Below are 21873 nucleotides of genomic sequence, written 5' to 3' on the forward strand. Positions count from 1 at the left end.
ATTCTGTTTGCCCGTCTGTACTTTTTTACTTGAACTTCACTTTTGTTGCGCTGCAATGAAGGCTAGAATGTTGTCATACGGTGAAATGGGAAAAGCACGATGGTTTGGTGGCATTGGTTGAGTGTGATTGGCAGTCTGGCGGTGACCGGGCCGATTGGCGTGGCGATTCTGGCGTGGTTGCTGGCCGGGAAGTCCTGGCGGCTCACGGCCATCTGGCTGGCGCTGTTCGGCGTCGGCATGGCGCTGGTGGTGATTACCAAGATGGCGTTTATGGGCTGGGGCATTGGTGTGCAGTCGGTCGACTTTGCCGGCTTAAGCGGCCATGCCATGCGCGCTGCGGCCGTCTATCCGGTGGTCGGCTTCCTGATCACGCGCTCATCGCCGCAGTGGGCGCGGCAACTGGGTGCCGCTGCCGGCGTGGCGTTGGCCGTGCTGATTGCCATGTCGCGCGTCTATGTCCATGACCATTCCAGTTCCGAGGCCATTACCGGCTGCATTCTTGGCCTGATGGTCGCGGCCGCCTTCATCTGGTATGCCAGCGGCGAAGGCCATCTGGCGCTGAGCCGCGTGCTGGCCGTGCTGTGCCTGCCCATCCTGCTGCTGGCGCCCCACGCGGAGCCGATCCCGGCCGAACTGTGGATTACCAAGGCCGCGCTCTACCTGTCCGGCCGCGACCAACCCTTTACCCGCGCCAGCTGGCATGCGCCACGGCCGCAGCTGCGCTAGCCTGGGCAACGGTGTAGCCCTATGCGTTTTCGGCCTGATATGATACGCAAAATGGTATTATTGTGAAATTTTACAGCCCACACACCAGATAACAACGTGCGTCTATCTTCCATCAAATTGTCGGGATTTAAGTCTTTCGTTGATCCCACCAATTTCCAGGTGCCGGGTCAGTTGGTTGGCGTGGTTGGTCCCAACGGGTGCGGCAAGTCGAACATCATCGATGCCGTGCGCTGGGTGCTGGGCGAATCGAAGGCCTCGGAATTGCGCGGCGAGTCGATGCAGGACGTGATCTTCAACGGCTCCACCCACCGCAAGCCGGCCGGCCGCTCGTCGGTGGAACTGGTGTTCGACAATCACGCCGGCAAGGCCGCCGGCCAATGGGGCCAGTATGCGGAAATCGCCGTCAAGCGCACGCTGACGCGCGACGGCACCTCCACTTACTACATCAACGGCCAGCCGGTGCGCCGGCGCGACATCCAGGACATCTTCCTCGGCACTGGCCTCGGTCCGCGCGCGTATGCGATCATCGGCCAGGGCATGATCTCGCGGATTATCGAGTCGCGCCCCGAAGAGCTGCGCGTGTTCCTGGAGGAAGCCGCCGGCGTTTCGAAGTACAAGGAACGCCGCCGCGAAACCGAAAACCGCCTGCACGATACGCGCGAAAACCTGCTGCGGGTGGAAGACATCCTGCGCGAGCTGAATTCCAACCTGGAGAAGCTGGAAGGCCAGGCCGCCGTGGCGACCAAGTTCCACCAGCTGCAAGCCGACCAGGAAGAGAAACAAAAGCTGCTTTGGCTGCTGCGCAAGGTGGAAGCCGAGAACGAGCAGAAAAAATACTTCCGCGAAGTGGAGCAGGCGCAAAACGATCTGGAAGAGCAGACCGCCAAGCTGCGCAACGTCGAACTGTCGCTGGAGCAGATGCGCCAGTCGCATTTTGCGGCCGGCGACCGCCTGCACACCGCGCAAGGCGCGCTGTATCAGACCAACGCCGAAATCGGCAGCCTGGAAGCCAAGATCAAGTTCGCGCTTGAATCGCGCACCCGCCTGCAATCGCAGCTGGCGGCGCTGACCGCGCAGCGCGACCAGTGGCAGCGCCAGTCCAGCGAATACGGCGAGCAGATTTCGGAAGCCGAATTCACGCTGGAAGAACTGGGCGCCAAGGTGGAAGAGTCGCAGATGATGGCCGAGCAAAAGGCCGAGTCGCTGCCGATGCTGGAGCAGGCGTGGAAAGAAGCGCAGACACTGAGCACCGAGTCGCGCGCCCGCATTATGCAGGCGCAGCAACAGCTGGAGCTGGAGTCCGCGCACCAGCGCAACGCCAACAACATCCTGAACGGCCTGGCCGTGCGGCGCGAGCGTTTGCAGCAGGAGAAGAACGGTTTGAGCCTGCCGGACAGCTCACACCTGTCCAACCTGCGCATGCAGCTGGAAGAAAAGCAGCAGGCGCTGGAAGAGCAGAACTTCGTGCTGGAAGAAGCGCTGGAGCAGCAGCCCAAGCTGGAGCAGGAACGCCAGGACGCGCAGCAGCAGGTCAACGCCGAAACCGCCGCCAACGCGCAGCTGGAAGCGCGTCTGAATGCGCTGCGCCAGTTGCAGGAGCGCGTGCAAACGCAGGGCAAGGTCACGCCGTGGCTGCAAAAGCACGAGCTGGAATCGCTGCCGCGTTTATGGCAAAAACTGAATATCGAAGCAGGCTGGGAACAGGCGCTGGAATCGGTGCTGCGCGAGCGCACCTCGGCGCTGCAAATGTCGAATATCGACTGGGCCAAGGCTTTCTTCAGTGATGCGCCGCCGGCCAAGCTGGCGCTGTTTGCGCCGTCCACCGCCGTGCCGCCGGCGCCGGTGGAAGCGCCGGGCCTCAAGCCTTTCCTGAATCTGCTGAAGTTGAACGACCCTGGCCTGCGTGGTTTGCTGCAGGACTGGCTGCACAACGTCTACTTCGCCGAAGACGCGGCGGAAGCGTTTGGCGATCGCGGCAAGCTGCCGGCCGGCGCCAGCATCATTACCCGCCAGGGCCACGTCATCACGCAGGGCAGCGTGCGTTTCTACGCCGCCGATTCTGAACAGGATGGCATGCTGGGACGCCAGCAGGAAATCGATAACATCACCAAGCAGTTGCGCGCGCAGCAGATGCTGGCCGACGAGGCGCGTTCGCGCTCGGTGCGCGCGGATGCGGCCGTGTCGGACCTGACGCGCCGCCTGACCGAGTACCGCGCCAAGCTGCAAAGCCTGCAGCAGTCGGTGCACACGATGCAGCTGGAGGTGATGAAGCTGTCCGAGGTGGAGGCGCGCTTCAACCAGCGCAGCACGCAGATCGAAACCGATCTGGCCGAGATCACCGCGCAGGAAGAAGAGCACACCCAGGTCAAGCTGGAGTCGGAAGAAAAGTTCGAGCAGCTGGATATGGAACTCGGCAACCTGCAAGGCACGCACGAAGACGGCCAGACCGACTTTATGCAGAAGGAGCAGCGCCTGGCCGATGCCCGCGAAGCCTTGCGCGATCTGGAACGCTCGGCGCAGGAAGTGCAGTTCGCCGAGAAGACTCAGCGCAGCAAGATCGAGGAATTCCGCCGCAATATCGCCACCGCCAATGCGCAGGTGGCGCAGGTGACGGAGAGCCTGGAGTCCGGCCGCATGGAGCTGGAAGAACTGGAGTCCGGCGAAACCAGCGACGGCCTGCAGGATCTGCTGGACCATCGCACCACGCAAGAGAAAGCGCTTTCCGACGCGCGCCACGAACTCGATCAGATCGCGCAGCAACTGCGCCTGTTCGAGGAAGGCCGCATGTCGACCGAGCGCGCGTTGCAACCGCAGCGCGACAAGATCATGGAAATGCAGCTGAAGGAGCAGGCCGCGCGCCTGAACCAGGAACAGTTTGCCGCGCAATTGGCCGAGGTGCAGGCCGATGAGGCGGCGCTGTCCGAGAAGCTGCATCCCGATATGAAGGCGTCCTACCTGCAAGGCGAGGTAACCCGTCTGACCAACGCCATTTCGCTGCTGGGCGCCGTCAACCTGGCGGCGCTGGACGAGCTGGCGACGGCGTCCGAGCGGAAGAACTTCCTCGATTCGCAGAACGCGGATCTGACGGAGGCGATCAACACGCTGGAAGACGCGATTGCGCGGATCGACAAGGAAACCCGCGATCTGCTGCAAGACACCTTCGACCGCGTCAACAGCCATTTCTCCGAACTGTTCCCGATCCTGTTCGGCGGCGGCCAGGCCAAGCTGATTATGACGGGCGACGAAATCCTGGACTCCGGCGTGCAGGTCATGGCGCAGCCGCCGGGCAAGAAGAACGCCACCATCCACCTGCTGTCCGGTGGCGAGAAAGCGCTGACCGCCACCGCGCTGGTGTTCTCCATGTTCCGCCTGAATCCCGCGCCATTCTGCCTGCTGGACGAGGTGGACGCGCCACTGGACGACGCCAATACCGAACGATTCTGCCGCATGGTCAAGCGCATGTCTGAACATACTCAATTCCTCTTCATCTCGCACAACAAGATTGCGATGGAGATGGCCAATCAACTGATCGGTGTGACGATGCAAGAGCAGGGTGTATCGCGCATCGTGGCGGTGGATATGGAATCCGCCGCAAACTTCGCTTCCGAGGCACAAGCAGCATGACAGATCTCCAACTCAGTTTACTCGCAGCCGCAGGCGTGTTTATCGCCGGCGTCTTCACGTACAACAAAATCCAGGAATACAAGGCCAAGAAAAGCGTGGAACGCGCTTTCTCGACCGACCATGACGATGTGCTGATGCGCACCGGCGGCGAAGAACCGCAGCTGGCGCCGACATCAACCACGCCGGCCGCGCCGCATGCGCGTCAGGAGCCGAGCTTCTCGCTCGACGGCACGGCGCCTGGCGTCGCTGGTGGTGAAGCATCGGCTGCCGCCGCCGCACTCGGTGCGCTGGCTGCAGATTTCACCAGTGACGATGGCGCACTGCTGACCGTGAGCGAAGAGGAACTGGCGGCGCGCGCCAACGCGGCATCGGCTGCGGCGGCGGAACAGGCCACCGCCTTGGTCGATCCGCTGATCGACTGCCTGCTGCCGCTGGCGCTGGAAGCCCCGGCGCGGGGCGACAAGCTGCTGCCGGTGCTGCAAACCCTGCGCATGGTCGGCAACAAGCCGGTGCACTACATCGGCAAGGCCGTTAGCGGCGACTGGGAGCCAGTCGCCCACGGCGGCGTCTACACCGAACTGCAAGGCGGCGTGCAACTGGCCAGCCGCAGCACCGCGCTGAACGAACTGGAATACTCGGAACTGGTGACGCGCCTGCGCGCCATGGCCGACGAAATCGGCGCCGAGCCGCAGATTCCCGACATGATCGAAGTGATGGCCGAGGCGCGCAATCTGCACCGCTTTGTCGCCGGCCACGACGCGCAGCTGGGCGTCAACCTGCAATCGAACGGCGCGCCATGGGCCATCAACACGCTGATCGGCGCGCTGGAGAAGCAAGGCTTCGACCTGCGTCCGGATGGCCGCTTCGTGATGCCGGACGGTGAGGGCGGCTTCCTGTTCTCGCTGTCGACCAATGTGACGCCGGCCGAGGAAACCACTGCGCGTCTGACGTTGCTGCTGGACGTGCCATGCGTGGCGCCGGCGCGCGACGGCTTCGGCGCCATGGTCGCTTGCGCCAAGGGCTTGATGGCGCGCCTGGACGGCACTATCGTTGACGATTACAACCAGCCGCTGTCGGATGCGGCGCTGACCGAGATCGCCGGCCAGGTGCAGGATTTCTACGCCGAGATGAACGATGCGGATATTCCGGCCGGTTCCACCCGCGCGATGCGTTTGTTCAGCTAAGAAGGTTAGGTAATGACGGAAGTAGATTTTAAAACGCGCATCGAGCAACTCAGCGCGGAGCTGAACCGGCATTTGCACGCCTATCATGTGGAAGACGCGCCCACCATCCCGGACGCGGAGTACGACAAGCTGTTTATCGCGCTGCAAAAGCTGGAAGAAGAACACCCAGAGCTGGCGCTGCCCGACTCACCGACCAAGCGCGTAGGCGCGGCGCCGCTGCCGCAGTTTGACCAGGTCACGCATACGGTGCCGATGCTGTCGCTGAATAACGGCTTCACTGAAGAGGATATCGAGAACTTCGATCGCCGCGTGCGCGAAGGCCTGGATACGGCAGCGCTGGTGGAATATGCCGCCGAAGTAAAGTACGACGGCCTGGCCATCAACCTGCGCTACATCGACGGCCTGCTGGTGCAGGCGGCCACGCGCGGCGACGGCTATACCGGCGAAGATGTCACCGCCAATATCCGCACCATCCGCAGCATTCCCTTGCGCCTTAAGACCGACAACCCGCCCGCCATCCTCGATGTGCGCGGCGAAGTGCTGATGTTCAAGCGCGATTTCGAAGCATTGAATGCGCGTCAGCGCGAAGCGGAACAGAAGGAATTCGCCAATCCGCGCAACGCTGCGGCGGGCAGCCTGCGCCAGCTGGATTCGCGCATCACCGCTTCGCGCAAGCTGAGTTTCTTCGCCTATGGCGTCGGCGCGCTGGAAGGCGCCGAGATGCCGCTGTCGCATTCCGCGCTGCTGGACTGGTATCGCCAGCTTGGCCTGCCGGTGGCCAAGGAAGCCTCGCTGGTGCGCGGCTACGATGGCCTGATGGCGTACTACAAGCAGATCGGCGACGCCCGCCCGACCATGCCGTACGAGATCGACGGTGTGGTCTACAAGGCCAACCTGCTGGCTGACCAGCGCACGCTGGGCTTCGTCTCGCGCGCGCCGCGTTTCGCGCTGGCGCACAAGTTCCCGGCTGAAGAAGCGCTGACCATCGTCCAGGCGATTGAAGTGCAGGTTGGCCGCACCGGCGCGATTACTCCGGTGGCGCGGCTGGCGTCCGTGTTCGTTGGTGGCGTCAACGTCACCAACGCCACGCTGCACAATGAAGATGAAGTGCGCCGCAAGGACGTGCGCGTTGGCGACACCGTCATCGTGCGGCGCGCCGGCGACGTGATTCCGGAAGTGCTGGCGGTGGTGCTGGAGCGTCGTCCAACGCCGGAACCGGCGCAATACGTGCTGCCAAAAACCTGCCCCGTATGCGGCTCGCACGTGGTGCGCGAAGAGGGCGAGGCGATTGCGCGCTGCTCCGGTGGCCTGTTCTGCTCCGCGCAGCGCAAGGAAGCCATACGTCACTTCGCCGGCCGCCGCATGATGGACATCGAAGGCCTGGGCGACCGCTACATCGACAGCCTGGTCGAATGGGGGAAGGTGCAGCGCGTGGCCGACCTGTATTCGCTGAAGCTGGAAGACCTGCTGGAAATGAAGCGCCTCGCCGACGAACGTGACGGCACGACGCCGGAGACGGTCGCCAAGGGCAAGATCGCCACCAAGTGGGCGGACAATCTGCTGGAAGCCATCGCCGCCAGCAAGAACCCGCCGCTGGAGCGCCTGCTGTTCGCGCTGGGCATCCGCCACGTCGGCGAATCCACCGCCAAGACGCTGGCCGAGTGGCTGGGCCGCTTTGACCTGGTCCGCCGCGTACCGGCTGCGCTGTTGCGCGTGCTGCCGGATATCGGCGGCACCGTGGCCGAGTCGATCGCCGACTTCTTCGCCGAAGAGAAAAATCAGGAAGCCATCGACGCCTTGCTGGCCGCCGGTGTGGCGCCGAAAGACGAGCATCCGCCAAGCGGCAAGCTGCGCGAGAAGCTCGACATGGTCAAGTTGATGGCGGCGCTGGCGATTCCTAAATTGACGGAACCGCGCAGCAAGCAGCTGGTGGAAGAAGGCGTGACGCTGGAAGCCCTGGCCTATCTGCAGGTGTTCAACGTCTTCGGCCTGCCGGCTGCGGTGTCGGATGCGCTGGAAGCGTGGATGTCGGAGCCCGCCAACCGCGCGCAAGTCAAGGCGCTGCACCTGCTGCGCTACGACCTGCTGGCGCAGCTGCCGGAAACCGTGGCCGCTGAAGGCCACCTGACCGGCAAAACCTTTGTATTGACAGGCACCTTGCCGAATATGGGCCGCGACCAGGCCGCCGCGCTGATTGAAGCGGAAGGCGGCAAGATATCCGGTTCGGTCTCGAAAAAAACACACTATCTGGTTGCCGGTGCAGATGCCGGCAGCAAGCTGGCCAAAGCACAAGAGCTGGAAGTCACCATTTTGGATGAAGCCGGCCTGCTCGAACTCCTCGCACAAAAATAACATGACCAAAATAAGAAAAGCAGTTTTCCCGGTTGCCGGTCTCGGTAGCCGTTTTCTCCCTGCCACCAAGGCCCAGCCGAAAGAGATGCTGCCCATCGTCGACAAGCCGCTGATTCAGTACGCGGTGGAAGAGGCGGTAGCGGCGGGCATCACGGAGATGGTGTTCATCACCGGCCGTAACAAGCGCGCCATCGAAGACCATTTCGACACCGCCTATGAGCTGGAGGCCGAGCTGGAAGCGGCCAACAAGCGCGTTTTGCTGGACCTGGTGCAGAACGTCATCCCCAAGCATATCAACTGCATCTACATCCGCCAGTCGGCGCCGCTGGGCCTCGGCCACGCGGTGCTGTGCGCGCGGCCTGTAGTGGGCGACGAGCCGTTTGCCGTGCTGCTGGCGGATGACTTCATGGACACCGCCGACGGCGTCAAGCCGGTGCTGGCGCAGATGACCGACGTGTATGAAACCGAGCGCGCCAGCATTCTGGCGGTGCAGGATGTGCCGCGCGCGGCAACGCGCCAGTACGGCATCGTTAGCGCCAGCGCTTATCAGCCCAAGCTGGAACAGGTGCATGGCATCGTCGAAAAGCCGATGCCGGAAGTGGCGCCGTCGACGCTGGCGGTGGTCGGGCGCTATGTGCTGACGGGCCGTATCTTCAGCTACCTGGAAAACATCGGCAAGGGCGCCGGCGGCGAGATCCAGCTGACCGACGGCATCGCCGCGCTGATGAAGGACGAGCGTGTGCTGGCCTATCGCTACGACGGCACGCGCTACGATTGCGGCTCCAAGCTGGGCTACCTGAAGGCCACCACCGCGATGGGCCTCAAGCACCTAGAAACGGGCGACGAATACTGCGAGTTCCTGCGCCAGATACAGTGCGATATCAAGGGAGAAGCATCATGACGGTACGAGAAATCCTGAAGATGGGCGATCCGCGCCTGCTGCGCGTGGCCGAACCGGTCACCGAATTCGATACGCCGGCGATGAAAGAACTGATCGCCGATATGTTCGACACCATGCACGCGGCCAATGGCGCCGGGCTGGCGGCGCCGCAGATCGGCGTCAACCTGCAACTGGTGATCTTCGGCTTCAAGCAGAACGCGCGCTATCCCGATGCGCCGCAGGTGCCGGAAACGGTATTAATCAATCCAATCCTCACGCCGCTGTCGGACGAGATGGAAGAGGGCTTTGAAGGCTGCCTGTCGGTGCCTGGCCTGCGCGGCAGCGTGCCGCGCTACGTCAAACTGCGTTACGAGGGCGTGGATGAACACAATCAGCCGATCAAGCGCGACGTCGACGGCTTCCACGCGCGCGTGGTGCAGCACGAAGTGGATCACCTGCTGGGCAAGCTGTACCCGATGCACATCAAGGACTTCTCCAAGTTCGGCTTTACCGAAGTGATGTTCCCCGATCTCGATCCTAACGACGACGATTGAGCGCGCCGCAGATGCCCCAGTTCTCATTCCAACAAAAAGTCTTCCTCGCCCTGCTGGCCTTAGTCACCATCGGCTTCGGCTGGATACTCGCGCCGTATGGCGGCGCCATTTTCTGGGGTGTGGTGCTGGCCATCCTGTTCGCGCCGATCTACCGCTGGCTGCTGCAGCGCACCCGCAACAGGGCCGGCCTGGCCGCGATGCTGACGCTGTCGCTGATCGTGGTGATCGTGATTCTGCCACTGACACTGGTGTCGGTCTCGATCGTCAACCAGGCCGCATCGGTGGTGCAGATGGTGCAGTCGGGTGAAATCACGGTCGCCATGTTCTTCAATAAGCTCGTGGCGGCGCTGCCGGACTGGCTGGTGTCGCTGCTGGACCGCTTCCATCTGACCAGCCTGGAATATTTGCAGGCCAAGCTCACCGAGGCGGCGTCGCAAGTGAGCAAGGAAGTGGCCACGCGCGCCATCAATGCGGGCCTGTACACCTTCGATTTCCTGACCGGCTTGTGCATCATGCTGTACCTGCTGTTCTTCCTGCTGCGCGATGGCGACAAGCTGGCGAAACGCATCCGCGAGGCGGTGCCGCTGAGCCGCAAGTACAAGCAGCGGTTGTTCCAGAACTTCACCACGGTGATACGCGCCACGGTCAAGGGCAATATCCTGGTCGCCATCGCGCAGGGCGCCCTGGGTGGCCTGATCTTCTGGTTCCTGGGCGTGAACGCGCCGGTGCTGTGGGGCGTGTTGATGGCTTTCCTGTCGCTGCTGCCGGCGGTGGGTGCGGCCATTGTCTGGGCGCCGGTGGCGGTGTACTTCCTGGCGACGGGCTCGGTGTGGCAGGGCATCACGCTGGCTGTCTTCGGCGTGTTCGTGATTGGCCTGGTGGACAACTTCCTGCGCCCGGTGCTGGTGGGACAGGACACCAAGATGCCTGACTACGTGGTGCTGCTGTCCACCGTGGGCGGCATGGCGCTGTTTGGCCTGAATGGCTTTGTCATCGGTCCGGTGGTGGCGGCGCTGTTCATCGCGGCGTGGGATTTATTCGTCAACGCCAGCGAATTCCATACTGACTAATCGTCTTCGCCCAGCAGGTCGCGCGCATTCAGCAGGGCGTAGATGATGTCCGGCTTGTTGCGGAAGCAGCGGCGCAGGGCGGCCGGCAGGGCTTCGTGCGTTTTGCGGCACAGGCCCGGTTTCTCGGCCAGTTTGATCGACAGGCCCATTACCGTGCTGACGCCGCGTACCGACGGCGTGATGGTCAGCGTGATACCCAGCAGTTCGTCCAGGCGGCGCTTGATGCGGCCCAGGTCTTCATACGTGGCGAGATTTTCGATGGCCGCGACCAGCTTCTTTTCCTCGTCGCGCGTGAGCTGAAGCACGCGGATGTCGGCGTCTTCCGGCGCCCGTTCCCAGGCTTCCAGCAAGTCATCGCGCCCGCACACGCAGGCGCCGGGCGGGCACTCTTTACGGATGAGGAAGGGCAGGGCACGGGACATGAGGCGACTCGCGGACAGGGGAGACTGATTCTACTCCGCCCGCCCGGCCTTGTCAGCCAGCTTTCAGCCGCTGTTGCAGCAGCGCGAGGACTGCCGCTTCCTCGGGCCGCAGCGCATGCAGGTCTTCCTTGAGTTCCTGTTGCGCGCGGCGGCGCAGGGCGGTCAGCATGCTGCCGTCGAGGTAGGACTCGATCACCGCCGGATGCACATAGCACTTGCGGCAGATGGTCGGCGTATTGCCGAGTTTTTTGGACACGGATTCAATCGCCTGCACCACGTTCTTCTTGGCCTGCGCTTCGGAGTCGTATTTTTCATACTCCTTCAACGCTACCGCCGCCAGCACGGTACCGGCCCAGGTGCGGAAGTCCTTGGCGGTGTAGTCGGCGCCGGTGATGGCGTGCAGGTAGTCGTTGACGTCGGCCGAGCCGATGGCGTGCGGATTGCCGTCGTCGTCCTCGTACTGGAACAGTTCCTGGCCCGGCAGGTCGCGTATCTTGCGGATGATGTTGGCCAGGCGCCGGTCCTGCACTTCCAGCGCGTGATGCACGCCGCTCTTGCCGCGAAAGCGGAACTGCACCTTGCTGCCATCCAGCCGCACATGACGATCGCGCAGCGTGGTCAGGCCGAAGGATTTATTCTCGCGCGCGTACTCCTCGTTCCCGATCCGCATCAGCGTCGCTTCCAGCAGGTAGACGATGGTGGCCAGTACCTTCTCGCGCGGCAGGCCAGGCTTGCGCAAGGCTTCATCGACGGCGCTGCGGACCGATGGCAGAGCTTTGCCGAAGCTGAGCATGCGTTCATATTTGGCGTCGTCGCGGTGCGTGCGCCAGCGCGGGTGATAGCGGTACTGCTTGCGGCCGCGCGCATCGCGGCCGGTGGCCTGCAGGTGGCCCAGCGGCTGCTTGCAAATCCAGACGTCGGCCCACGCCGGTGGAATCACCAGTGACTTGATGCGGGCCAGCGTATCGTCGTCGGTGACGGCGTTGCCGTCGCTGTCGAGATAGCGGAACTGTTTGCCGCGCGCCTTGCGCAGGATGCCCGGCTGGCCGTCGTGCACGTAGCGCAGGCCGGCGGCGCGGGCAGCGTCCGCTGGCGCCAGGTCGGCGGCTGGAATGTCATCGCGCTTCATCGCTATCCTTGGTGGCCTGAATACGATGCATCGTACCCGGCTGTCCGGCGCTACGATGTGCGCTGGCGCACGATTAGTCCATGCGCTTCAGGCGCTGGCCGACGATGCTCCACTTACAGGCCTCGCCGTCGACGGTGCCGGTCAATACCCAGCCGGTGCCGATCTTCTCGACGCCGATCTCGCATTCCAGTTCCTTGGCCAGCTTTTCAGCCCAGCCCTTGGCGGCGCCCTGGCCCTTGAATAGTTCATTGCCTTCGTAGATTACGGTGGCGTCGAATACGGAGGCGGCGAATATGGTCATGATGGTCTTCCCGAAAAATCAAGCCGCTATTGTGCCACGACTGTGATATGCCTGGGCTGCGTCGCGGCTGCGCCACTACGTCATTCAACGTATTCCTTGAAGATTGTCGGCTAGTTAATCTTGTCTCATCCAAAACCGAACGGGGAGAGCAAGATGGGGGTGAACAAGAAGCTGCTGGCGGCACTGGCTGCGGCGGCGGTGGGCAATGCCTGGGCCGGGGCGACGATCAATATGGGCGACGACAAGTCGGTCACGGTCGGTTTCGGCCTGCGCGAGAGCTACACCAGCGCGGACAACGGCGCGCCGGATGGCGGCCGTTCCAGCGACTTTAATCTGGACAGCGGCCGCCTGTTCTTCGGCGCTTCGCTGAACAAGAACATCAAGGGCATGTTCAACACCGAGTGGGATGGCGACAAGATCCGCGTGCTGGATGCGGCCGGGCAGTTCGCCATTTCGCCTGAACTCAATATCTGGGCCGGCCGCCTGCTGTCGCCGTCCGACCGCGCCAACATGGCCGGTCCTTACTACTCGCTGGGCGGCGGCTACTGGGCTGGCGTGGCCTCGCGCTACGGCTACAACGGCGGCATCTTCCGGGGCCGCGACGACGGCGTGGTCGTGTGGGGCAATGCCGGCGACGGCGGACGCCTGGGCTACTCGTTCGGCGCTTTCGAGGGCCACACCTTCGGCATCGGTTCGCTGACGCAGTCGCAGGCCAAGGCCGCAGGCATCAAGGCCGATGATTCGCTGATGTATGCGGGCCGCGTGCAGTACGACTTCTGGGACGCGGAACCGGGCTACTACGGCACCGGCAATTACCTCGGCGGCGCCGACATCCTCGCCATCGGCGTGGCGGGCCGCTATCAGAAGGACGGCATCCTGACTGCCGGCGCGGTCGGCAAGTACAGCTCCTACAACGTCGACTTCCTGCTGGAGAAGCGCATCAAGGGCGCCGGCGCCTTCGCCATCGAGGCGGCCTGGTACAACTACGACACCGACGACATCATCAAGGCCGAACAGGGCAAGGCGTATTCCGCCGGCGCTTCCTACATCTTCGAGCAGAAGGTCGGCTGGGGCAAGTTCCAGCCCTTCGTGCGCTGGCAGAAGTTCGCCGCCGACACCAACATCGACACTAGGCAGTATGACGCCGGCGTCAACTACATCATCGACGGCTACAACGCGCAGGTCAGCGCCGTGTACTCGAAGACCAAGATCACCAGCGTGGCCGACCAGGACAAGTTCCAGATCGCGCTACAACTTCAATACTGATTAACCACCACGGAGTTTAGCTATGCAAAATCGTCGTCATTTTATCGGCACCTTGAGCCGCATCGCCGCCGCTACCGCCTTGCTGGCGGCCGGCACGCAGGCCTACGCTGCGGACACCATCAAGATCGGCATCCTGCATTCGCTGTCCGGCACCATGGCCATTTCGGAGACGTCGCTGAAGGACGTGGCGCTGATGACCATCGATGAAATCAACGCCAAGGGTGGCGTGATGGGCAAGAAGCTGGAAGCGGTGGTGGTCGATCCGGCCTCGAACTGGCCGCTGTTTGCGGAAAAGGCGCGTGGCCTGATCGCGCAGGACAAGGTGTCGGTGGTGTTCGGCTGCTGGACCTCGGTGTCGCGCAAGTCGGTGCTGCCGGTGTTCAAGGAGCTCAATAGCCTGCTGTTCTACCCGGTGCAGTACGAGGGCGAGGAACTGGAGAAGAATGTGTTCTACACCGGCGCGGCGCCGAACCAGCAGGCGATTCCTGCGGTCGAGTACCTGATGAGCAAGGACGGCGGCGGCGCCAAGCGCTTCGTGCTGCTGGGGACCGACTACGTGTATCCACGCACCACCAACAAGATCCTGCGCGCTTTCCTGAAGAGCAAAGGCGTGAAGGATAGCGATATCGATGAGGTGTACACGCCTTTCGGCCATTCGGATTACCAGACCATCGTCGCCAACATCAAGAAGTTTTCGGCGGGCGGCAAGACGGCGGTGATTTCGACCATTAACGGCGACTCCAATGTGCCGTTCTACAAAGAGCTGGGCAACGCCGGCCTGAAGGCGACCGACGTGCCAGTGGTGGCGTTCTCGGTTGGCGAAGAAGAGCTGCGCGGCGTCGACACCAAGCCGCTGGTGGGCCACCTGGCGGCGTGGAACTACTTCGAGTCGATCAAAAATCCGGTGAATGCGGAGTTCATCAAGAAGTGGAAGGCGTATGCGGTCGCCAAGAAGCTGCCGAATGCCGGCACGGTGGTGACCAACGATCCGATGGAAGCGACTTATGTCGGCATTCACATGTGGGCGCAGGCGGTGGAGAAGGCCAAGTCGACCGACACCGACAAGGTGATCGCGGCGATGGCCGGCCAGACCTACAAGGCGCCGGACGGCTTTACGCTGACCATGGATGCGACCAACCATCATCTGCACAAGCCGGTGTTCATTGGCGAGATTCGTCCGGACGGCCAGTTCAACGTGGTGTGGAAAACGCCAGGTCCGGTGCGCGCCAATCCTTGGAGCCCGTACATTCCGGGTAACGAGGGCAAGCAGAAGCTGTAACCGATATGCCCCGCGCAGTTGCGCGGGGCTGCTTCACCTGAGGACTACGCATCTTGAAAAAACTCCTGCTTCTTGCCTGCCTGCTGTGCGCGGGCCTTGCGCGCGCGGCGATCGATCCCGCCGTGCTGGCGCCATTGGCCGGTGACGATGCCGACGCGCGCGTCGCCGCCATCGCCACCATCGGCGCACTCGCCACCGACGACGCCACGCGGCTGCTGACGGCGCTGCAAAACGGCGACGTCTACACCACGCCGGACGGCAAGCTGTATATCGTCGCCGACGACAAAGCCTACAACCCGGCTACCGGCGCCACCACCGCGCTGCCCGAAGGCCTGGACGGCATCATGATCAACAACCGTTTGCGCGGCGCCGTCGAAGAGGCGCTGTCGGCGCTGAAGATGTTCTCGCCTGACCGCGCGCAACGCCTGGCCGCCGTCACCGAACTGCAAAAGAGCACCACGCTGGCGCAAGCGCCATTGATCGAGAAAGCGCTGGCGAAAGAGCAGGACGCCGGGATCCGCGAGCTACTGCGCCTGGTCGCCGCCACGGCCAACCTGCAATCTCCGCAAGCCGCCAGGCGCAAGGCCGCCGTGGAGGCGCTGGCCGACAGCAGCAATGCCAACCTGCGCCCCGCGCTGCAAGCCATGCTGGCCAGTGACCCCGACCAAAGCGTGCGCATCGCCGCCGCCCATACGCTGCAGGCGCTGGACAGCCGCCTGGCGCGCACCGAATTTGTCGGCAATCTGTTTTACGGCGTCTCGCTGGGCAGCGTGCTGTTGCTGGCGGCGCTGGGCCTGGCCATCACCTTTGGCCTGATGGGCATCATCAACATGGCGCACGGCGAACTGCTGATGATCGGCGCCTACACCACCTACCTGTGCCAGCTGGCCTTCCGCCGCTGGGCGCCGGATGCGCTGGACTGGTATCTGGCCGCCGCGCTGCCGGCCGCCTTCATCGTCACCGCGCTGGTCGGCATTGTGCTTGAGCGCACGGTGATCCGCTGGCTCTACGGCCGCCCGCTGGAAACGCTGCTGGCCACCTGGGGCATCAGCCTGATATTGATGCAGGCGGTGCGCACCATCTTCGGCGCGCAGAACGTTGAAGTGGCCAATCCGGCCTGGATGTCCGGCGGCGTGACCGTGCTCGGATCGCTGGTGCTGGCCTACAACCGCATCGCCATCATCGTCTTCGCCGCGCTGGTGGTGGCCGGTGTGTGGCTGATCCTGAACAAGACGCGTCTCGGCCTGTTCGTCCGCGCCGTGATGCAGAACCGCCGCATGGCCGGCTGCGTCGGCGTCTCTACCGCCAAGATCGACATGATGACTTTCGGCCTGGGTTCCGGCATCGCCGGCCTGGGTGGCGTGGCGCTGTCGCAACTGGGGAACGTGGGGCCGGACCTGGGCCAGGGCTACATCGTCGATTCCTTCATGGTGGTGGTGCTGGGCGGTGTCGGCCAGCTGGCCGGCACGGTGATCGCCGCGCTGGGACTGGGTGAAGCGAACAAGTTCCTGGAGCCGGTGGCGGGTGCGGTGCTGGCCAAGATCGCCATCCTGGTATTCATCATCATCTTTATCCAGAAGCGTCCGCAAGGGCTGTTCGCCATGAAAGGAAGGAGCGCTGAATGAATCATCCCTCATTATTTTCGCGCCGAGCGTGGACCGGCATCGTCGCCTGTACCGTGGTGCTGGCGGCGCTGCCGCTGCTGAATCTCTTCTTCGCCGACGGCCATGCGCTGCATGTGCCGAGCTACCTGGTAAGCCTGATCGGCAAATTCATGTGCTACGCACTGGCGGCGCTGGCGCTGGACATGGTGTGGGGCTATGCCGGCATCCTGTCGCTGGGCCACGGTGTGTTCTTTGCGCTGGGGGCTTATGCGCACGGCATGTACCTGATGCGCGCCATCGGCCGCGAAGGCGTGTACCAGAGCGACCTGCCGGACTTCATGGTATTTTTGGACTGGAAAACCTATCCATGGTTCTGGAGCGGCACCGACAGCTTCTGGGTATCGCTGGCGCTGGTGGTGCTGGTGCCGGGCGTGCTGGCCTTCGTGTTCGGCTTCTTCGCCTTCCGCTCGCGCATCAAGGGTGTGTACTTCTCGATCATCACGCAGGCCATGACGTATGCCTTCATGCTGCTGTTCTTCCGTAATAACACCGGCTTTGGCGGCAACAACGGCTTCACGGACTTCAAGCGCATTCTCGGCTATTCGATCAGCGCGCCGGGCACCAAGGCCACGCTGTACCTGGTGACGCTGGCGGTGCTGCTTGGCGCGCTGCTGCTGTGCCGCTGGATCGTCACCTCCAAGCTGGGACGCGTGCTGCAGGCGGTGCGCGATTCGGAGTCGCGGCTGATGTTCATTGGTTATAACCCGCTGTGGTTCAAGCTCTTTGTGTGGACGCTGTCGGCGGTGCTGTGCGGGATCGCCGGCGCGCTGTACGTGCCGCAGGTGGGCATCATCAATCCGTCCGAGATGTCGCCGGCGAATTCGATCGAGATGGTGATCTGGGCGGCGGTCGGCGGGCGGGGCACGCTGCTCGGCCCCATCATCGGCGCGTTTTCGGTGAATGGCCTGAAAAGCTGGTTCACCGGCGCCTTTCCGGATCTGTGGCTGTTTGCATTGGGCTTGATCTTTATCCTGGTGACGCGCTATCTGCCGCGCGGGCTGGCCGGGCTGGTACGCAAGGAGCAGGCATGACTTTGAACGATGCGCGTATTGCGCAGCAAGGGCTGGATACGACGCACGGCGCGATCCTGTACCTGGAAGAGATTAGCGTGGTGTTCGACGGCTTCCGCGCGCTCAATAAACTGAGCCTGGATATTTCGGTCGGTGAGCTGCGCTGCATTATCGGCCCGAATGGCGCCGGCAAGACCACCATGATGGACGTCATCACCGGGAAGACGCGGCCGACCTCCGGCACTGCCTACTTCGGCCAGACCATGGACCTGAGCCGCATGAGCGAGCACCAGATCGCGCATGCCGGCATTGGCCGCAAGTTCCAGCGGCCGACGGTGTTCGAGCAGCACACGGTGTTCGAGAACCTGGAGCTGGCCATGAAGCTGGACAAGCGTGTGCGGCCAACGCTGTTCGCGCGGCTTTCGTCGGACCAGCGCGGCAAGATCGACGAGATCCTCAAGCTGATACGCCTGAACGGCAGTGAGCAGCGCCTGGCCGGGCTGCTGTCGCACGGTCAGAAGCAGTGGCTGGAGATCGGCATGCTGCAGATGCAGGAGCCGCAGCTGATTTTGCTGGACGAACCGGTGGCCGGCATGTCGGACGCCGAAACGGCGCGCACGGCGGAGCTGCTGAACGAATTGCGGGGCAAGCATTCCATCGTGGTGGTCGAGCATGACATGGCCTTCGTGACCGAGATCGCGCAGCAGGGCGTGGTGACGGTGCTGCATGAAGGCGCGGTGCTGGCGCAGGGCCGCATGGAAGAAGTGCAGGCCGATGAACGTGTGATTGAAGTCTATCTGGGACGCTGACGCTATGCTGCAAGTAGAAAAAATCAACCAGTACTACGGTTCCTCGCATACCTTGCGCGGTGTGTCGCTGGAGCTGGAAAAGGGCAAGTGCATGGCGCTGCTGGGCCGTAATGGCGTCGGCAAGACCACGCTGCTCAAGTGTCTGATGGGCGTGCTGCCGGTGTCGGCCGGCAGCGTGAAACTGGAGGGACGCGATATCACCAAACTGGCGCCGCACCAGCGCGCGCGGGCCGGCATCGCCTACGTGCCGCAGGGCCGCGAGATCTTCGCCCGGCTGACGGTGGAGGAAAACCTGCTGATGGGCCTCGCCACCCACAGCGGCAAGAAGGCGCACACCATCAAGGGCGAGGTATATGAACTGTTCCCGGTGCTGAAGGAGATGCTGCACCGGCGCGGCGGCGACCTGTCCGGCGGCCAGCAGCAGCAGCTGGCGATCGCGCGCGCGCTGCTGGCGGAGCCGAAACTGATCATTCTCGACGAGCCGACTGAGGGCATCCAGCCGTCGATCATCAAGGACATCGGCAACGTGATCCGCCTGCTGCGCCAGCGCGGCGATATGGCGATCCTGCTGTGCGAGCAGTACTTCGATTTCGCGCACGAGCTGGCGGACCAGTTCATGGTGCTGTCGCGCGGCGAGGTGGTGGCGTCCGGCGCGCAGTCAGTGATGAACGACCCGGAGGTCAAGCGCCATCTCGCGGTTTAATGCGTCTTGAAGAAATTGCGGGTGATGGCATCCATTTCACCCGTGTGCTTCATTAGTGAGATGGCGTTGTCGAACTGTTTGACGAAGTCGTTCTTGTAGGTGTACTTGCCGTTGTCACGGTCGGTGAAGCCAAGGAAGCCTTGCTTGACCGCGATCACCGCCGCTTCGGCGACGCTGGCGTGCATGCCGCCTTCATCATATTTGCCCTGGGCCTTGAGCTGGTTGAGCGTCCACTGGATCGACAGGCGGTCGTTGATGTAGCAGTCGATGCGCTTCAATCCCAGCTTGACGATGTTGGTCTCGCTGTCCTTGGCTTCTTCCACGCGCAGCTGGCGGGCGCGGACGGCCTGGTCGAACGCTTCGCCGCCGACGATGAAGCCGGCGTTGTTGCCGATGGTGAGACCATAGAAATCCTCCGGCCAGCGCTTGCGCGGCTTGGCCGCCAGAACGTCCTTGCGGCAGACGGCCACCACGTGTTCTTCATACAGCGGCAGCGAATACGGCCAGGTCCACGGTTCGTCCTTGGTGTTCATATAGGGCGGGTAGAGGGCGAAGCCGGTGCCGGTGCGCAGCAGCGCCATGCCGCGCTTCCAGGGCACGGGCTGGATTTCGACTTTGTAGCCCTGCATGTGGCCGACAGCGGCGCGCACGATGTCGTAATACAGGCCGGCGGGCTTGCCGTTTTTTTCGTAGGCGTAGGGAGGATAGCCGGCGTCGGCGTAGATCGTGACCGGAATGTCGGCCGCCTGCGCACTCGCGCATAGCACAGAGATCAACGAGGTTAGCCAGAATTTCATGTAGGCCATCCTAACATGATAGTCAGGGATGGAGATAACTTCCTGCCCATTCCATGATCTGGGCACTTGTATATAACAGCAGGCCGATCATGCCGCCCACCAGCGTGCCGTTGACGCGGATGAATTGCAGGTCCTTGCCGATATTGAGTTCGATCTGGCGCGACATGTCCTGGTTGTCCCAGGCTTTGACGGTGTCGCTGATGTGGCGCGTGAGGAAGCTGGAGAAGGCCGGCGCCAGCGTGCGCGCCATACCGGCCATGTGCTGGTTGAGCGAGGCGCGCATGCCGGGATGGCGCAGCAGTTCTTCGCTGAGCCACTGGCTGGCCTGGATCACGCCGTCGTTCAGCTTCGATTCGCCGCCGGCGATATCGGCCTTGATCCAGTCACGCACGCTGCCCCACAGGTCAGCGATGTAGTTATTGAAAGTGTCGCCGTCGCGCAGGTAGCGCTTGAAGTCTTCGCCGCGGGCGATGAAGGCGGGATCAGATTCCAGCCGCACCAGGAAGCGCTGCACCATGTCGTCGAACTTGAGGCGCAGCTTGTGATCGTGGTCGGCGGCGATGTCGAGCATCAGATTATTGAGTGCCTTGGCGATCATCGCCGCGCCGTTCTCGCTGATCCATTCGGTCGGCAGCACCAGTTCCATGGCGGCGTGTTCGCGTTTCAGCCAGGCGGCGATCTGGCCGGCGATGACGTCGCGCGTGGTGGGGCGGTTGATGACGCCCATCAGCGCCACCATGCCGTCGTCCAGCAGTTCCTGGTGGCGGCCGTCCTTGGTCAGCGTGGCCAGCAGCGAGCCTAATGAACGCGACATATCCAGCTTGCCGATGGCGGAGTTCAGGGCGTCGCGCAGCAGTTGCTGGATGCGGGCATCGTCCACAGTAGCCAGGATTTCGGGCAGCAGTTGCAGCAGGTGGCTGGCGAGGTAGTTGCGGTTGGCCGGTTCCTTCAGCCATTCGGCGACGCTGGTGGCGGGATCGGTCTTCAGGATCACGGCCGCCAGCGATTCCGGCTTGAGGAATTTGTCTTCGACGAAGCCGGCCAGGTTGTCTGCGATGCGCTCCTTGTTATTGGGGATGATGGCGGTGTGGCGCGAGATGAACGGAATCGGCACCTTGCGGAACAGCGCCACCACGGCGAACCAGTCGGCCAGCGCGCCGACCATGGCCGCCTCGGAGACGGCGCGCAGGCCGTCGGTCCACAAGCCGCGCGGCATCAGCGAGGTGATGACAAATACCGCCGCCGCTGCGGCCAGCAGCGACAGCGCCAGCCGCTTGGAGCGTTTCAGTTCTTCTTCCTTGGTCATGTTCCGCCACCCCTGAGTCGATCATCAGGGCAGTGTATGCCAAAGATGCCCCGTAGCGGCGCTAGCGTGGCTGTTTTACGCGGTTGACCCGGCCGGGCGGGCGCCACGCCTGCCATGTTTTTTTGCTTTGCCTTGTTTGCGGCCTTGTTTGCGGCCTTGTGTGGCCGCGACGGCGACGCGCTGCGCGCTCGGCCGGGCGGACCGGCTGGCGGCGGCCGGCGGCTCTGCGGCGACATAATCGGCGCCGGCGAACAGGCGCGCTATAGCGGCTTTTTGCTTCGCCCGGCAGACGTCGGCCAGCACCCACTGCTCATTACCGGGAAAGCGTAGCCAGACGGCTTTCCATGCATTGCGGTTGCCGCTACCGTACAGGTTGGCGAAGCCCGAGGGCGTGAGTGTCAGATCGCCGGATTTGATCTCGGTGCCGGTGACGGTGGCGAAGTGGGGTTGCCCGCCAAAGCTAGCACGCAGCCGGGTGCCATCCGGCAGATAAACCTGTTTCCATTGATAGCCGGCGCCGCTGGTGGTGCTGGTCTGCTCCTGCGCGGGGGCGGCCGGAGGATGCATGTAGCGGCGGATGGCGTCGCAGATGATGGGTTCCAGTTCCCAGCTGTTCCAGCGAATGCCGGTGAGTTCGCCCAGTTCCACCAGCAGGTCAGCGGGCAGGCGTGTGGGGAATTGAAGGGTAGACATGGGGGGCTCCTAAAAAGGGGTTTTACTAAAAGCTGCTAGCTCCTGCTATGCGGTGCGAGAGCGCTCTAACACTTACTAAAGTTAGAGTGCCGGCACGGCTTTTA

19 protein-coding genes are annotated in these 21873 nt (G+C 63.1%); 13 read left to right on the forward strand and 6 right to left on the reverse strand.

Annotated features, from left to right (window positions below):
- Positions 1-99: 99 nt before the first annotated feature.
- The 7 genes from GTP69_RS18260 (at position 100) to GTP69_RS18290 (ending at position 10390) form a co-directional block, all read left to right on the forward strand.
- Complete coding sequence (locus GTP69_RS18260; protein ID WP_161056196.1) at positions 100-726, forward strand: phosphatase PAP2 family protein; 627 nt, start codon at positions 100-102, stop codon at positions 724-726.
- A gap of 96 nt (positions 727-822) precedes the next feature.
- On the forward strand, positions 823-4350 hold the full coding sequence (gene smc / locus GTP69_RS18265; RefSeq protein ID WP_161056197.1) for a chromosome segregation protein SMC: 3528 nt from the start codon (positions 823-825) through the stop codon (positions 4348-4350).
- Positions 4347-5534, forward strand: a complete 1188-nt coding sequence (locus GTP69_RS18270; protein ID WP_161056198.1) for a cell division protein ZipA C-terminal FtsZ-binding domain-containing protein — start codon at positions 4347-4349, stop codon at positions 5532-5534. Before smc ends, GTP69_RS18270 begins: the two co-directional genes overlap by 4 nt.
- Positions 5535-5546: 12 nt before the next feature.
- A complete protein-coding gene (gene ligA / locus GTP69_RS18275) occupies positions 5547-7886 on the forward strand; it encodes an NAD-dependent DNA ligase LigA (RefSeq protein ID WP_161056199.1) in 2340 nt (779 codons plus the stop codon).
- A 1-nt stretch (position 7887) separates the two neighbouring features.
- Positions 7888-8787: a UTP--glucose-1-phosphate uridylyltransferase GalU gene (gene galU / locus GTP69_RS18280; RefSeq protein WP_161056200.1), complete on the forward strand. Its 900-nt coding sequence runs from the start codon at positions 7888-7890 to the stop codon at positions 8785-8787.
- Positions 8784-9320 (forward strand): peptide deformylase, encoded by a 537-nt coding sequence (def, locus tag GTP69_RS18285; RefSeq protein ID WP_161056201.1) that lies wholly within the window; start codon positions 8784-8786, stop codon positions 9318-9320. The genes galU and def overlap by 4 nt, the downstream gene beginning before the upstream one ends.
- An 11-nt stretch (positions 9321-9331) precedes the next feature.
- Positions 9332-10390, forward strand: a complete 1059-nt coding sequence (locus GTP69_RS18290; RefSeq protein ID WP_161056202.1) for an AI-2E family transporter — start codon at positions 9332-9334, stop codon at positions 10388-10390.
- Here GTP69_RS18290 and GTP69_RS18295 read toward each other — a convergent pair.
- From GTP69_RS18295 to GTP69_RS18305, 3 genes are all read right to left on the reverse strand, one after another.
- Positions 10387-10812: a hypothetical protein gene (locus GTP69_RS18295; protein WP_161056203.1), complete on the reverse strand. Its 426-nt coding sequence runs from the start codon at positions 10810-10812 to the stop codon at positions 10387-10389. The genes GTP69_RS18290 and GTP69_RS18295 overlap by 4 nt on opposite strands.
- Positions 10813-10864: 52 nt before the next feature.
- Positions 10865-11941 carry a DNA topoisomerase IB gene (locus GTP69_RS18300; RefSeq protein ID WP_161056204.1) on the reverse strand — a complete coding sequence of 359 codons (1077 nt, stop codon included), beginning with the start codon at positions 11939-11941 and terminating at the stop codon, positions 10865-10867.
- Positions 11942-12014: 73 nt separating this feature from the next.
- On the reverse strand, positions 12015-12242 hold the full coding sequence (locus GTP69_RS18305) for a hypothetical protein (protein ID WP_161056205.1): 228 nt from the start codon (positions 12240-12242) through the stop codon (positions 12015-12017).
- A 153-nt stretch (positions 12243-12395) separates the two neighbouring features.
- Between GTP69_RS18305 and GTP69_RS18310 the strand changes: the two genes are divergently transcribed.
- Genes GTP69_RS18310 through urtE form a run of 6 tightly spaced genes read left to right on the forward strand, consistent with a single transcriptional unit; the run spans position 12396 to position 18973 of the window.
- Complete coding sequence (locus GTP69_RS18310) at positions 12396-13508, forward strand: porin (RefSeq protein WP_229261033.1); 1113 nt, start codon at positions 12396-12398, stop codon at positions 13506-13508.
- A 22-nt stretch (positions 13509-13530) separates the two neighbouring features.
- Entirely contained in the window at positions 13531-14787 is a 1257-nt protein-coding gene (gene urtA, locus GTP69_RS18315; RefSeq protein WP_161056206.1) for an urea ABC transporter substrate-binding protein, read from the forward strand.
- Between the two features lie 53 nt (positions 14788-14840).
- The gene (gene urtB, locus GTP69_RS18320; RefSeq protein WP_161056207.1) at positions 14841-16412 is read left to right on the forward strand and encodes an urea ABC transporter permease subunit UrtB; all 1572 of its coding nucleotides are present in this window, start codon (positions 14841-14843) and stop codon (positions 16410-16412) included.
- Positions 16409-17482 (forward strand): urea ABC transporter permease subunit UrtC, encoded by a 1074-nt coding sequence (gene urtC, locus GTP69_RS18325; RefSeq protein WP_110849707.1) that lies wholly within the window; start codon positions 16409-16411, stop codon positions 17480-17482. Before urtB ends, urtC begins: the two co-directional genes overlap by 4 nt.
- Positions 17479-18270: an urea ABC transporter ATP-binding protein UrtD gene (urtD, locus tag GTP69_RS18330; RefSeq protein ID WP_161056208.1), complete on the forward strand. Its 792-nt coding sequence runs from the start codon at positions 17479-17481 to the stop codon at positions 18268-18270. Before urtC ends, urtD begins: the two co-directional genes overlap by 4 nt.
- Positions 18271-18274: 4 nt before the next feature.
- Complete coding sequence (urtE, locus tag GTP69_RS18335; protein WP_161056209.1) at positions 18275-18973, forward strand: urea ABC transporter ATP-binding subunit UrtE; 699 nt, start codon at positions 18275-18277, stop codon at positions 18971-18973.
- On the opposite strand, the gene GTP69_RS18340 is transcribed toward urtE, so the two are convergent.
- The 3 genes from GTP69_RS18340 to GTP69_RS18350 all read right to left on the reverse strand — a co-directional run bounded on the left by GTP69_RS18340 (position 18970) and on the right by GTP69_RS18350 (position 21769).
- On the reverse strand, positions 18970-19770 hold the full coding sequence (locus GTP69_RS18340; protein WP_161056210.1) for a substrate-binding periplasmic protein: 801 nt from the start codon (positions 19768-19770) through the stop codon (positions 18970-18972). The genes urtE and GTP69_RS18340 overlap by 4 nt on opposite strands.
- Positions 19771-19792: 22 nt before the next feature.
- The gene (locus GTP69_RS18345) at positions 19793-21076 is read right to left on the reverse strand and encodes a DUF445 domain-containing protein (protein WP_161056211.1); all 1284 of its coding nucleotides are present in this window, start codon (positions 21074-21076) and stop codon (positions 19793-19795) included.
- Positions 21077-21151: 75 nt separating this feature from the next.
- Positions 21152-21769 (reverse strand): hypothetical protein, encoded by a 618-nt coding sequence (locus GTP69_RS18350; RefSeq protein ID WP_161056212.1) that lies wholly within the window; start codon positions 21767-21769, stop codon positions 21152-21154.
- Between the last annotated feature and the right edge of the window lie 104 nt (positions 21770-21873).

Origin of the sequence: Duganella levis (assembly GCF_009857605.1) — a bacterium.
Lineage (GTDB): Bacteria > Pseudomonadota > Gammaproteobacteria > Burkholderiales > Burkholderiaceae_D > Rugamonas > Rugamonas levis.